The 14,090-nt window shown below is 41.8% G+C and carries 12 protein-coding genes; 10 read left to right on the top strand and 2 right to left on the bottom strand.

Going from position 1 to position 14,090, the window contains the following annotated elements; translation table 11 throughout:
* The first annotated feature begins 4 nt into the window (after window positions 1-4).
* From H9Y05_RS05010 to purE, 3 genes are all read left to right on the top strand, one after another.
* Window positions 5-1,711 (top strand): TonB-dependent receptor, encoded by a 1,707-nt coding sequence (locus tag H9Y05_RS05010; RefSeq protein WP_216713661.1) that lies wholly within the window; start codon window positions 5-7, stop codon window positions 1,709-1,711.
* Between the two features lie 303 nt (window positions 1,712-2,014).
* Window positions 2,015-3,010: a tryptophan 2,3-dioxygenase family protein gene (locus H9Y05_RS05005; RefSeq protein WP_163490736.1), complete on the top strand. Its 996-nt coding sequence runs from the start codon at window positions 2,015-2,017 to the stop codon at window positions 3,008-3,010.
* Window positions 2,998-3,501, top strand: a complete 504-nt coding sequence (purE, locus tag H9Y05_RS05000) for a 5-(carboxyamino)imidazole ribonucleotide mutase (protein WP_163490737.1) — start codon at window positions 2,998-3,000, stop codon at window positions 3,499-3,501. The genes H9Y05_RS05005 and purE overlap by 13 nt, the downstream gene beginning before the upstream one ends.
* 73 nt (window positions 3,502-3,574) lie before the next feature.
* On the opposite strand, the gene H9Y05_RS04995 is transcribed toward purE, so the two are convergent.
* Entirely contained in the window at window positions 3,575-5,284 is a 1,710-nt protein-coding gene (locus H9Y05_RS04995; RefSeq protein WP_163490738.1) for an FtsX-like permease family protein, read from the bottom strand.
* Between the two features lie 58 nt (window positions 5,285-5,342).
* Between H9Y05_RS04995 and H9Y05_RS04990 the strand changes: the two genes are divergently transcribed.
* The 3 genes from H9Y05_RS04990 to bla all read left to right on the top strand — a co-directional run bounded on the left by H9Y05_RS04990 (window position 5,343) and on the right by bla (window position 9,155).
* A complete protein-coding gene (locus H9Y05_RS04990) occupies window positions 5,343-6,530 on the top strand; it encodes an exo-beta-N-acetylmuramidase NamZ family protein (protein WP_235992113.1) in 1,188 nt (395 codons plus the stop codon).
* A 90-nt stretch (window positions 6,531-6,620) separates the two neighbouring features.
* Window positions 6,621-8,393 (top strand): glycosyl hydrolase family 28-related protein, encoded by a 1,773-nt coding sequence (locus H9Y05_RS04985; RefSeq protein ID WP_216713660.1) that lies wholly within the window; start codon window positions 6,621-6,623, stop codon window positions 8,391-8,393.
* A gap of 6 nt (window positions 8,394-8,399) precedes the next feature.
* Entirely contained in the window at window positions 8,400-9,155 is a 756-nt protein-coding gene (gene bla, locus H9Y05_RS04980) for a subclass B1 metallo-beta-lactamase (protein ID WP_216713659.1), read from the top strand.
* Here the strand turns inward: bla and folP are convergent.
* Complete coding sequence (folP, locus tag H9Y05_RS04975) at window positions 9,141-10,001, bottom strand: dihydropteroate synthase (RefSeq protein WP_216713658.1); 861 nt, start codon at window positions 9,999-10,001, stop codon at window positions 9,141-9,143. The genes bla and folP overlap by 15 nt on opposite strands.
* An 11-nt stretch (window positions 10,002-10,012) precedes the next feature.
* On the opposite strand from folP, the gene H9Y05_RS04970 reads away from it, so the two are divergent.
* From H9Y05_RS04970 to prmA, 4 genes are read left to right on the top strand one after another with little or no spacing between them, the layout of a single operon-like run.
* Window positions 10,013-10,567: a DUF1599 domain-containing protein gene (locus H9Y05_RS04970; RefSeq protein ID WP_216713657.1), complete on the top strand. Its 555-nt coding sequence runs from the start codon at window positions 10,013-10,015 to the stop codon at window positions 10,565-10,567.
* The gene (locus tag H9Y05_RS04965) at window positions 10,564-12,459 is read left to right on the top strand and encodes a DoxX family protein (protein ID WP_216713656.1); all 1,896 of its coding nucleotides are present in this window, start codon (window positions 10,564-10,566) and stop codon (window positions 12,457-12,459) included. Before H9Y05_RS04970 ends, H9Y05_RS04965 begins: the two co-directional genes overlap by 4 nt.
* The gene (tpiA, locus tag H9Y05_RS04960) at window positions 12,456-13,199 is read left to right on the top strand and encodes a triose-phosphate isomerase (protein ID WP_216713655.1); all 744 of its coding nucleotides are present in this window, start codon (window positions 12,456-12,458) and stop codon (window positions 13,197-13,199) included. The genes H9Y05_RS04965 and tpiA overlap by 4 nt, the downstream gene beginning before the upstream one ends.
* Window positions 13,200-14,042: a 50S ribosomal protein L11 methyltransferase gene (gene prmA / locus H9Y05_RS04955; RefSeq protein ID WP_216713654.1), complete on the top strand. Its 843-nt coding sequence runs from the start codon at window positions 13,200-13,202 to the stop codon at window positions 14,040-14,042.
* Window positions 14,043-14,090 lie beyond the last annotated feature (48 nt).

Below are 14,090 nucleotides of genomic sequence, written 5' to 3'. Positions count from 1 at the left end.
CGCCATGAAGACATTCATCTCAATTGTATTTCTTGGAATCGGTTCAGCCGTTTTAGCACAAGATGTAATCCTGCAGGGACAAACGCGCCGTGAAATTGAAAAAGCGCAACGCATCGCGGGACGACCTGTGATTGATGATACCATCATCCAACAAAAGGTTACCGAATACCCCTTGTTGTCCACACAATTCAAAACAACAACAGAGGTTGACCGGATCGAACCGGCAACAATCAAGATCAAAGAACAACTCGATCAACTATATACGACGTATATTAAACTGGGGGTAGGAACAGAACTCATGCCTCTGGGAGAAGTGTATTTCAACAATACACGTTCGCGGAAATATGTGTATGGTGCCAATGTAAAACACCTGAGTTCATGGGGAAATATTCCCGGTTATGAGCGCAACACGTTTGATAGGACTTCAATCGGAGCATATGGAGGAATTAATGAAAAACGCTACCAGTTACTGGGAGACTTCCATTACAGAAATCAGGGATTGCATTACTATGCCATTCAGGCTCCGCTGGATTCACTGGGAAAAGACAGAACCCGCCAGCGCTACAATGACTTGGGATTTGATGTGTTGTACAAAAGCAATGCAAAAATTGACACTTTTGGAATTAATTACCAACTGGGATTGAAGTACAACCATTTCAATACACTGAAACCATCGATTGATTCACTGGCAGACTGGCGTTCAAGAGAAAATTTCTTTGCCATCAACGGATTGGGAGAGTATCGACTGAACGAAAACATTTATTCGGTAGGACTCGACATTATGCACAACAAGTACCGGTACGGAAATGAAACCGATTCCATCAGCCCGATCGATACGGCAATTGTACGACCAAACACCATCATTAGTTTAAAGCCAAGCTTTAAAACCTACTTGTGGAACGACAAATTTAAAGCAACGGTCGGACTGGACCTGACGGTGAATGCAGACGGGAAAACAAAAGTACATATCTACCCTGTTGCCGAAGTAAAATATTCCCTTTTCAACGATATGTTTATCCCGTACATTGGTGTTCGCGGGGGAATGAAACAAACTTCATTGAAATCACTGACATTGGAAAATGAATTTCTGCGGCCAAACGTGGCGATGAAAAACGAAAATACAGCGATTGATGTCTACGGAGGGTTCAAAGGAACCTTGAGCAGAAGTATCTCTTTTAACATCGGCGGAGGATATTCATTTATCCAAAACATGGCGTTGTTTGTTAATGATACTGTTTATTCACCGGGAAATCGCTTTGATGTTATTTTTGATACCGCAAAAGTATTTACACTGGAAGGATCTATTTCCTATCAGATGCTTGAAAAGTTAAAAATAGATGTCTTGGGTCGCTACCGTTCGTATGAATTGCGAAACAATGTCCATGCGTGGAACAGACCAGATTTTGAATTAGTAACCCGCGTACACTATAATTTATTCGATAAATTCTATGCTAATTTTGATTTCAAACTGGAAACGGGAAGGAAAGCATTGGTCTATGCACCGGGAGACGGTGTACAGGAAGAAGATTTACAGTATTTCAGAAAACTGGGAGCTATCTATGATTTCAACCTGGGGTTGGAATACCGTTATACACGCAGACTGTCTGTTTTTGTACAGCTCAACAACATCGCTGCACAACGCTACCAACGCTGGTACAACGCACCGGTTCACAGCTTCCAGGTATTGGGTGGGCTGACCTTCAGGTTATAAAATGTTACAATATATCACAAAGGGAAGTTTTAACACACTTCCCTTTTTTATGCTTCTTAGTTTTAGTTATGGAAATATACTGAAAGGAGATTTCTTATTTTCTTTGATCGGCTATCAATATTCAACAAAAAAATAACATAACAAACTGTAAGACAACAAACTACAAACCACAAACAATTAACCCTCCCAAGACATATTTAACACTGAGTTTATTATTTAACAAATAAGTCGTTCGTTGTTATAAAAAACATTGCTATAAATGAATCATTCTGTTATTTTTGATTCAAAATTAAACCGTTAGCAATGTTGAGTAGAGAGGAACTTTTGAAGTTGATTGATGAAAAATATCAGGCGATGCGTGAAAATCCTGATATTTATTTATCAGGGTTATTGCATTCGAAACCGTTAACTTACTGGGATTATATTCAGGTGGATGCACTGCTTGGACTACAGATCCAGCGAACAACCGAACCGGATGAAATGGTATTTATCATGTACCACCAAATCAATGAGTTATTATTTAAAATGATCTTATGGGAGATCGGACAGGTCTCTCATTGTGAGGAAATTACTCCCAAGAAATTCTCCATGCACCTGGGACGTATTAGTCGCTATTTTGATATGCTTTCCAACTCGTTCAATATCATGCAGAGCGGAATGGAAATTGAGCAGTACATGAAATACAGAGATACATTGACACCTGCAAGTGGATTCCAGAGTGCCCAATTCCGGAAAGTAGAATTTGCCTCTACAGACCTGCTGAATCTCATCGATTTCAGAGTACGTCCGACCATCGATCGGAACACGCCGTATGAACATGCATTTGATAACATGTACTGGCAGGCTGCGGGACTGAATCCGAAAACAGGAAAAAAATCAGCACTGCTATCCAATTTCGAAAAGAAATATAAAAAGGAATTCATTGATTTCATGCAGGAATACAATACCATCAATCTGCTTGCGAAGTATAAATCGCTACCGGAAGAGGATCGCAACAACCTGGAATTGGTCAATGCGATGCGCCATTATGATTATACCGTAAACATTTCATGGGTCATGAATCACTTCAATGCCGCCAGACATTACATTGAAAGCGGTAAAGGTTCCGGTGAAGCAACCGGAGGAAGTGACTGGAAGAAATACATGCTGCCACAATACCAGAAAAGAATATTTTTTCCAGAATTATGGACCGATAGTGAGTTAGATAACTGGGGAATTGATAACTTAGAGGGCTATAAGACAATAACCGACATTTCGGAATTAACAACTAATAAACAATTTAAAGGATGGCAAAAGTAGGAATTATCATGGGAAGCAAAACGGATTTACCAATCATGCAGGAAGCTGCTGAAATGTTGGAATCGTTTGGAATTGCTTATGAATTAAATATTGTGTCGGCGCACAGAACACCGGATTTGATGGTCGAATATGCCCGTGAAGCAAGAAAAAGAGGAATCAATGTAATTATTGCCGGAGCCGGAGGAGCTGCTCACTTACCGGGAATGACTGCTTCATTGACAGCAATCCCCGTGATCGGAGTTCCGATTAAATCTGCCAACTCCATTGACGGATGGGACAGTATTTTGTCCATTTTACAAATGCCAAATGGAATTCCCGTTGCAACAGTTGCTCTGAACGGAGCGAAAAACGCAGGTATTCTGGCAGCAAAAATCATCGGAGCCAGCAATGATCAGATTCTGGCAAAAATTGATGATTACATGAAAGATTTGAGAGAAGCTGTGATTAAAAGTGCTGCTGATCTGGATGAAAATAAAAACGTACTGGATTAATTGATTGGATCGTACAAAACACAGAAGCGGGCTTACAAAGCCCGTTTTTTTTATTTCCTGTAAATAATCTGAATTAATTAAATTTCACTGCTTTTGCCGGACTGATCCGTGTAATGACCATGCTCGGAACGATCAATGCAGCCACACACACAATGAGTGTCCCCAGGTTCAATAAGAACCAGCTGGTAAAACTCAATTCGATCGGAACGGTATTCAGGTAATATACTTCCGGGTTGAGTGGAATGATGTTGAAATAATATTGCAGTAAAGCGATACCGATACCGACAATGTTGCCAACCAACATTCCTTTCAGAATCAGGAAAGCAGCCTGGATCAGGAAAATCTTCCGGATGGCCCAGTTCGTCGCCCCCATCGATTTCAGGATGCCGATGAAATTTGTTCTGACCAGAATCAGTACCAACAACGCAGACCCCATGTTAATAATCCCGATGAGAATCATCAGTACAATGATGATCAATACATTCAGATCCAGAAATCCGAGCCACACAAAAATATCGCTCTCTGCTTCACGAATGCTTTCTACCCGGAACAGCTCTCCTTTTTTAGATGGAAGAAACTCTACCTTTGATTTTACTTCCTTTCGAATGGCATCCAGTTGGTTCCAATCGTTCACTTTGATTTCAAATCCCGCGATGTATTGCTGATAACTTCCCTGTCCGTTTATTTGCTCCACCCGCACGGTTTTATTTCCCGCATTGATTGTATAGATAGTTCCGTCTTCGTTTTCGTAGTTTTTAACAAGAAATCCGTCTGCATCTTTCTCAAACTGATTCACACTGTTCCTATCACCTGTAATGGAAATTTTCAAATAAGCAGTATCTTCGAGCGTAATGGATTCTTCCTTCAACAGACTCGTCGAAAAATCCGAAACAATGACACGGAACGTCGTATCTTTATCTGCATTATATGTCTTTGCTCCATAAATTTCAGCTCCCCTGCCCCAATCGTAGCGAAATTGTCCCTGTCCGCCACGTGCTTTGACACGAACAATCAATTGACTTTCATATCCCGGAACCGTATACAGTGAATCTTCGATTTCAATTGTCGCCTGAATTCCCCAATCGTTTAACTCCTGTACCAGACGTAAATCACCGATCGCAATTTTTGCGTCGTGTTCTTCCAGTCCGGTTTCATAAATCCCTTTTACGATTAATTTTTTCAACACCGGGTTCGATCGGACAAAATAAGCACGGATTGTATCACCGGTCTTAAAGCTCAGATCATTCGCCATTTTACGGGAAAGCAAAATTTCTTCCGAAACTTTACCTGGTTGAAAAACAGGAATGCTTCCTTCCTTGAGATTGGCTTTAAAAAAATCCCAGTCGTATTGATTGTCCACACCTTTCAACAAACCACCGTGCACGTTTTGCTCAGTAATCACGGTATCTTTTCCATCGGGAAGTTTTACCGTCCGCTGATTTCTGTCGCTCTGAAACAAAACAGGTTTATAGGCAACCGGAGCAATGTTCTTGATTCCTTTTATTTTTTTTATTTCGTCAAAAAAGGCCTGATTTTTGAGGATTGGTGATGATTCATGCATGTTTCCGCCGGATGCAGATAAAATGCTTAAATGTGCTCCGAAACCAGAAACTTTGTCCCTTACCTGATTCTGAAAGCCTTTGACAACAGCCAGTGTGATTAAGTTAACAACAATGGCCAGTGCAATACTTATTACAGAGATACGTACAATTGCCCTGGAAACTTTCTTACCTTGTGCTTCACTTTTTAGGATACGTTTTGATATGAAATACTCGAAAGACAATACAATGCGATTTTGGACGCTAAATTACACAAAGGTTTTTGGCTTGAAAACATTTTGTATGATTTTAATTCTCCTGACTGGAAGTACCCATTATTCATATAGTAATTCTGATACTCCGGATGATGCTGATGTCGAAGAAAAAGGAGAAGAAATTCTTCCCGGTGCTTATCAAATGGACGTGTACCTTCCTCAGTTGGAAAATAAACGCATTGCCGTTGTCGGAAATCAAACGTCCCTGATTGGTACGACTCACCTGGTGGATTCACTCATCAGCAGAAGCATTAAGGTAGTCAAAGTATTTTGTCCCGAGCACGGTTTTCGGGGAGACGGAGATGCAGGAGCAAAAATCGATGACGGAATCGATGACAAAACCGGCCTTCCTGTTATATCGCTATATGGCGATAATAAGAAGCCCAAGCCCGAATTATTAGACAGTATCGATGTGATCGTATTTGACCTGCAGGATGTCGGTGTACGTTTCTATACATATATTTCTACCCTGCATTACGTTATGGAAGCTGCTGCTGAAAAAGGAATTAAGGTACTGTTACTGGATCGTCCAAATCCAAACGGACACATCGTTGACGGGCCAGTCAGAACCCCCGGATTTGAGTCGTTCATCGGAATGCATCCGGTCCCTGTATTGTATGGTATGACAATCGGAGAATACGGACAGATGATCAACGGGGAAAAATGGATGAAAGACAGTCTGAAGTGTGATCTGACAGTTATTGAAATTCTAAATTATCGCCACAAAGACAGTTACTCACTCCCGGTCCCTCCTTCCCCCAATCTGAAAACGGATAACGCCATTATCCTGTACCCGAGTTTGTGTTTTTTTGAAGGAACAATGGTCAGTGTAGGAAGAGGAACTCCAACACCGTTTGAACTCTTCGGAAGTCCGGATTTCCCCCGAAAAGAATTTTCATTTACACCTGTCTCTGTAAAAGGAGCAACCGATCCGAAGTTAAAAAACACCGTTTGTTATGGTATAGATCTAACTCAAAATGATCGTCGTTTCAAGCGATTACGACTGGATTACCTGTTTGAAGCACGTGATATTCTGTATGAAAAATATGGTGAAAAGTGGGTGGATCGACCGAAATTTTTCAACCTGCTTGCAGGCAACGATCAATTGATCATGCAATTGAACTCATTTTGCAGCGAAACTGAAATCCGCGACAGTTGGGAAGATGACCTGAAAGAGTTCCGGAAAATCAGGAAGAAATACCTGATTTACGAATAAAATAACGACTTTACAGCTAACAATCAGTAGCTGTAATTACTCATTTTCAGATTATTTCTTTACTTTAGTTGTCATTCTATCACTACAGTTATGACACGAATTTTTGTACTATTACTACTCACAACGGGCATTCCATTTTGCAGCACTGCCCAGGTAATTCCATCCGGACGAACGGTCAACTGGTCACTCGCGGGACTAAAAAACGGCATTCAGGACTACCCGACGATTGTTAACATCGCCGATTACGGCGGTACGGGAGACGGGAGTAGCCCCACTAATACCGCACTTTCAGCTGCAATTAATTCACTCAACAATACACCGGGAGTTATTCAGTTCAATGAAGGAACCTACCTGTTTGATCAGGTAATTAACCTCCCCGATGCTGTTATCATACGGGGAAAAGGGGCTGAATTAACCACATTAAGATTTACGGCATCCGGAGATTTAATTCAGGCAAAAGGCAGCATTGAAAATCAGGAAATCAATGTACTGGAAAGTGCAGGGAAAAATCAAAATTACCTGGTTCTGAACCCGAATCATGGGATCAATCCCGGTGATTTCATTCTCTTGACACTCAATGATGACACGTTGGTCACCTCTGCATGGGCATTGCGTTCTGTCGGGCAAATCAACAAAATAGCGGTTGTACACGCAGATACTGTTTTTCTGAGCAGTCCGTTGCGGATGGACTATCCCCTCTCTCTTTCCCCATGGATAAAGAAAATAAATCCCCGGAAAAATGTAGGAATCGAATGCATGAAAATTGTTCGTGGCAGTAACGATAACTTCCAATCCAACAACATCCTGTTTGAGTATTCTGTTGAAAGCTGGGTAAAAGGAATTGAAAGCGACAGCTGTAATTATGCACACATTGCGATTTCCAACAGTTCCAATATCGAAATCAGGAATTCGTTTTTTCAGAATGCCTACAGTTACGGGAACGGAGGAAAAGGATACGGAGTCATGATTCACATGACCGCGGGAGAATGCCTGGTCGAAAACAATATATTCCGGCAGCTGCGTCATGGGATGATTCTCCAGGCCGGAGCCAACGGCAATGTATTCGGCTACAATTACTCTGTTTCACCTTACTGGACAGAAGTATCTCTGCCCTCTGGCTCAGCCGGTGATATGGTTCTGCACGGCAATTATGTGTACGCTAATTTGTTTGAAGGGAACATCGGGCAAAACATCGTTATCGATGATTCTCACGGTAAAAATGGCCCCTACAACACCTTTTTCAGGAACAGAGCTGAACGTTACGGCATTTTCATGAACAATGCACCGGCATCCGACCGGCAAAACATCGTCGGAAATGAAATCACCAACACAGGGCTGACACTGGGACTGTACCTGTTGTCCGGAACCGATCATTTTTTATACGGGAATACAGTCAAAGGCACGTTGAATCCCTCCGGAACGCAGCTATTACCGGAGGCTTCTTATTACCATTCATCTTTTCCTTCTTTCCTGAGCAATACCGGTTCGTTTCCGGCAATCGGAACACCAACCCTTTACAATACAGGAAATAACGCAGCCAAAGTCAACTATCTTTCCGGAACTTATAGTTACTGTCACGCAGATCTCCCACCCTCTTCTGCCGGAACAGCACAACAAGGACAGGAAAGTCCGGTTGCCATTTTTCCGAACCCTTCAAAGGAAATCATCCATGTACGATTGAATAAAATGTATCCGGAAAACAGCAATGTTCAGATGTATGATGTATCAGGAAAACTTGTTTATTCTGTAAAGTTAACTTCACAAGAAGAAATCATTACCATTTCGTTATTAAAGGCCGGTTTTTACCTGATTCATGTTATCTTTGGGGATAACCTGTATGTTGAAAGCATACATAAAGAATAATTTCCCATGAAAACCTTTTATATCCTGTTGATTAGCACCCTGATGGTAAGCATGTCTGTTTCCGCAGGGAAAGAAAAAGTGATTTACCGAACAACCAAACTGGTTATCAAACAATTGTCTCCCGGAGTATATGAGCACATTTCATTTCTGAAAACCGATGATTTCGGAATAGTTCCCTGCAACGGAATGATTGTCAAAGACGGTGATGAAGTCATTATTTTTGATACAACAATCGATGACGCAAGTTCTGAAGAACTGATCAATTGGATTTCAGAAACACTCCATTGCAAAATCACAGCGGTTGTAGCAACTCATTTTCATGTCGATTGCCTGGGCGGGTTGCAAGCATTTCATCAACATGAAATCCCGTCCTATGCTTCTGCTCAAACAATTGAACTAGCCAAGAAAAACAAGTTTAACATTCCCGAGAACAGCATTGGTAATACTTTCACATTCCGGATCGGAACGAAAGAAGTGTACACCCGTTATTTCGGAAAAGGACATACCAGTGATAACATTGTTGCTTATTTCCCAGATGAACACACGTTGTTTGGCGGATGTCTGATTAAAGAACGGAAAGCCGGGAAAGGATATCTGGGCGATGCAGATACAAAAGAATGGCCGGCAACAGTCCAACAAATAAAACAAGCATTTCCGGATGTAAAAACAGTGATTCCCGGCCATGGAAAAACAGGGAACAAGAATTTATTGGATTACACCATTCGACTATTCGAAGAAGAAGTAACATCAACGGCAAAGTAAATCAATAATTTCACTGCAGGTGCGTACATCGTGAACACGTAGAATTCCTGCTCCTTTCGTCACAGCGAGTGTGTTCAACACCGTTGTTCCGTTAAGCGATTCTTCAGGGGTAATTCCCAGTTTTTTATAGATCATTGATTTTCGGGAAACACCGACTAACAACGGTTTTTTGAAGACAAGTAATTCATCCATTCGCTGTAGCAACTCATAGTTTTCCTCCATGGTCTTACTGAATCCGAAACCGGGATCCAGCACCACATCCTTCACTCCTTTTTCTCCCAAAACAGCCAGTTTTTTCTCAAAATAATCTGTCAGTCTTTTTATGATACCGGCAGCTGGCGATATCGCCATATTGTGCATTGTTTCAAACGTACCTTCTACATGCATCAGTACATATGGAATCGTTGCCGCAGCAAGCACATCCAGTAATGTTTCATCGAACTGGAAACCACTGATATCGTTAATCATAGAAGCTCCTTCACCAATTGCTGTTCGGGCCACCTCTCCCCGGAATGTGTCGATTGATATCAGCGCATCCGGGAATTCCGTTTTTAATTGCCTCAAGGCCGATTGAATCCGGAGTTGCTCTGTTTTTTCATCCACATCCACCGCCCCGGGACGCGTTGAAAAACCTCCCAGATCTAAAAATGTCGCACCTTCCGAAAGGTGTTTTTCTGCCATTTTAAGCAATTCACTATCAGACTTCAACCGACTTTCTGAAAAAAATGAATCTTCTGTCACATTGAGAATTCCCATGATCTTCGGAACGGTAAAATCCATTAAAATTCCGTTAAATTGAATGCGATTATCTTTATAATTTGTATCTTCAACCCTTGAATTTTGCATTTGAATAAATAATGAGTCAAACAGACGCCCAATATACAAAAGTAATAGCGAACTGTAAGGAAATCTACAGTAAAAAAACAAAAGACTATGGTACTTCCTGGCGGATTCTTCGCCCGAGTTCCCTGACAGACCAACTCTTTATCAAAGCGCAACGCATCCGGACCATTCAGGAGACCGGCGAGAACAGGGTTGGAGAAACCGTTGAAGGTGAATTTATGGCCATTGTCAACTATTGTGTCATGGCATTGATTCAATTACAGGAAACAACCCTGAAAGAATTGGATTTGTCGGCTGACCAGGCTGTTGCATTGTATGAAAAATATACCCGGGAAGCGTTCGAGTTGATGCAAAAGAAAAATCACGATTATGGTGAGGCCTGGAGGGATATGCGGGTTAGCTCCCTGACCGATTTGATTCTCACGAAAATATTACGGGTCAAACAAATAGAAGACAACAAAGGAAATACATTAATCAGTGAAGGAATTGATGCAAATTACTACGACATGCTCAACTATGCTGTTTTCGCATTGATTCATTTAACACAAGAAAACAATGAACACTTATGAGAACAAAAAGTACTAACATTTCTGTTTCGGGAAGGTCATTTTTATTCAATGTACTCTTCGTATTGATCAATCTTACAGGATTGACCCTGATCACGATTGCCTATCATGAAAGCTTTTCAGGAAATGCATCCCTGTTCAAATCCATTGGGTTTGGAATTTTGGCATTGTCCACCGTCGGGTTGTTCATTTTCAGAGGACGCCTGATGATGGCCAATGTAGCAAGGGCTGTTATCGGGGGATTATTTATCGTTTCCGGCCTCGTAAAAGCAAACGATCCATTGGGTTTTGCTTACAAACTCGAAGAATATTTTGAAGACGGTGCATTGGCGTACCGGATTAAAGAATGGTTCGGAGCTCCCGGATTCTCCCTGGAATTCCTTATTGAACATGCCCTGTTACTGAGTGTAATTATTTGTATTGTTGAAATCGTTCTGGGGGTCTTGCTCATTATCGGGGGGAAAATAAAATTGGTTTCCTACCTGCTTGTTCTGATGATGGTCTTTTTCACTTTCCTGACCTGGCATACGGCAACGTGTGACTCGAGTAAAAAATTCCTTGACCGTGATGTATACGCACTTTCCAATCCGATCGCTGCGGTGAAACTGAAACAGGCGGAGGCCGACAAGAGCATCAAAATTGTCAGTCAGAATTCGGAAGAAATCGTTGTGGAAGAAAAGAAACAACCACAATGCGTAGATGATTGCGGGTGCTTTGGTGATGCAATGAAAGGTTCAATCGGACGATCGCTGACACCAAAAGAATCCCTCTGGAAAGACATCGTTGTACTGTACCTGGGATTGTGGATTTTTATCGCCCAATGGTTGATTCAACCGAATACCCGAAAACAGAACATTGTTTTCACCGTTGCCTCATTGCTGGTGGTGGTCTTTTTCTCCACAATTTTCTCCTGGTATTTCCCGGTATTGTTTGCCTTTGTAGGTATCGTAGGATCGCTCTGGATTCTACGCATCGGAGGTCGGGCAATGGGGAACTATTTCGGAGTTTCATTCTTCGTAACGTTGATTTCCGCGATCTTTATTTATTTCGTATTGCGGTATGAACCGATGAAAGATTACCGTCCGTATGCATTGGGTAATAACCTCGTAAAACTGATGAACAATGGTGAAGAGGGAATTTACCAGAACCTGCTTCGTTACGTCAATAAAAAGACCAAAGAAGAAAAACTCTTTGATGCTTCCTCGAAAGCATACATTGATTCAAAAATCTGGGAAAATACGGACTGGGAGTACAAAGACATGGTTCAAAAAGTAATCAAACCAACCAAACTTCCGTCCATTACAGAACAGTTTAACCCGTTTATTTCCATCGCTGACCTTTCCGAACCGGAGCGAGAAATGGAGTTTATCCGGGATTTCATTGCCAATAACGGTGTAGATATCATACGTGTTAAAAACCTGAGTTCAGGCGACATCTATGAAGTACCTTCTGAAGAGTTTACTCTGGAGGAATATACCCCGGAATATTACCAGGTACTGGATACAGTGAGAACGATCAATCCGGAGGTATCGGAAATCAATATCCGCGACTACATCACCACTGCCGATCAGATCATTGTCATCACATCGAAAAACATCAATGAAGCAAACTGGGATGCGATTGAGCGGTATAAGAACATCCTTAAAGAAGCTAAAAAAGCAGGAATTCCGATGGTGTTACTTTGCAGTGTCAGCCGTGAAGATATGCTGGCGTTCCGCAAGAAATACAATTTCGAAATTCCGATGTTTACCAATGACGAGATCGAGTTAAAAGCCATTGCACGCAGTAATCCATCAATGATGGTGATTCAGAAGGGAATTGTGAAAGGGAAATTCGCTCACCGTTCCACACCGACATTCGACTGGTTAAACAAAAATATTCTAACTAAAAAATGAGAAGAAAGATTGTAGCGGGGAATTGGAAGATGAACCTGGATTGGGATGCCGCAAATGCGTTATTCCAATCGCTGAAAACAATTCAGAACGAACAGGTGGAAGTAATTGTATTTCCTTCTTCTTTGTATTTAGCAGCGTTTTCATCCGGGAACAACCATTCCCTGAAAGTAGGTGCGCAAAATGCGTATCCGAAAAACAGCGGCGCATATACGGGTGAAATCGCTTTTTCTCAATTGAAAAGTATCGGCGTTTCCCACGTATTGATCGGACACAGTGAGCGAAGAGATTATTTTTCTGAAAGCAACGCGTTTCTGAAAGAAAAAGTGGATGCTTGCCTGGAAAACGGGATCACCCCTGTTTTTTGCTGTGGTGAATCGCTTCCTGTGCGTGAAAAAAATGAAGAAACAGCATTTGTAACCCGGCAGATTGAAGAAAGTTTATTTCACCTGAGTGCGGATGAGTTCAAAAAATGTATCATCGCGTATGAACCTATTTGGGCAATCGGTACCGGGTTGACGGCCACAAGTGAACAGGCGGAACAAATGCACCGGGATATTCGTCAGTACATTGCCGGAAAATATGGGAATGAGACGGCTGAACACATCTCTATTCTTTACGGAGGAAGCTGTAACGAAAAGAATGCATCCGAGTTATTCTCCTGTCCAAATGTAGACGGAGGATTGGTCGGAGGCGCTTCTCTGAAGGCTGATTCATTCACACAAATTATCAATGCATTCTGAATGGATTATCTTGAACTGAACATAAAACTGTCTCCTGTAAAACCGTTCAATGAAATCATTGTTGCGCAACTCGCCGATGCCGGGTTTGAAAGTTTTGTTGACACAGAAGAGGGTGTACTGGCATACGGACAGGTGTCTGAAACATCCGTAGAACGCGCGTTAAATGAAACATTCCTCGGTGAGCAACGGGAAGATGTTACCTGCTCCTTCGAAGCTACTATTATTGAAGGACAAAACTGGAATGCGGTATGGGAAAGTGATTTCGAACCCGTTTACGTAGAAGAGTACGTCAGCATCCTGGCTCCTTTTCACGATAAAACACTGGCAAAAGGAATGCTGGTGGAAATACAACCGAAAATGTCATTCGGAACGGGACACCACCAAACGACCTGGATGATGTCAAAAGCACTGTTTGAACAGGAAGAAATTCCGCAGCGTGTTCTGGACATGGGAACAGGAACGGGAGTCCTGGCAATTATTGCGGAGAAACTTGGAGCCTCTGAATTGCTCGCAATTGATATCGAATACTGGTCTGTTGAGAGTACGATCGAAAATGCGCAACGCAACAATTGCAAACACATTGAAGTGTTGTGCGGAGACGTAGACCTGATTGAAGGAAAGTCATTTGGCTTGATTTTGGCTAACATCAACAAGAATGTTTTAAAAGCGCACATTCCTTTCTATGCACAAGCACTGGAAACCAATGGCGTGTTAATGCTCAGCGGCTTTTTTGATTCGGATGTGGATGAACTTACCGCATTTGCAAGTGATTTCAATTTGAAAAAAGAACATGTCTATCTGAAAGATAACTGGGCAGCTATTCAACTGAGAAAGGAAAATTAAAAAGTAATTGATTCTCAATTTCCGGTCTTTCTACCGGGTGTTGGTACA

This window comes from Taishania pollutisoli (genome assembly GCF_014518315.1).
In the GTDB taxonomy this organism is placed as follows: domain Bacteria; phylum Bacteroidota; class Bacteroidia; order Flavobacteriales_D; family Crocinitomicaceae; genus Taishania; species Taishania pollutisoli.
Note: the sequence above shows the minus strand (reverse complement) of the source record. Positions and strands in the feature narration are given on the sequence as shown.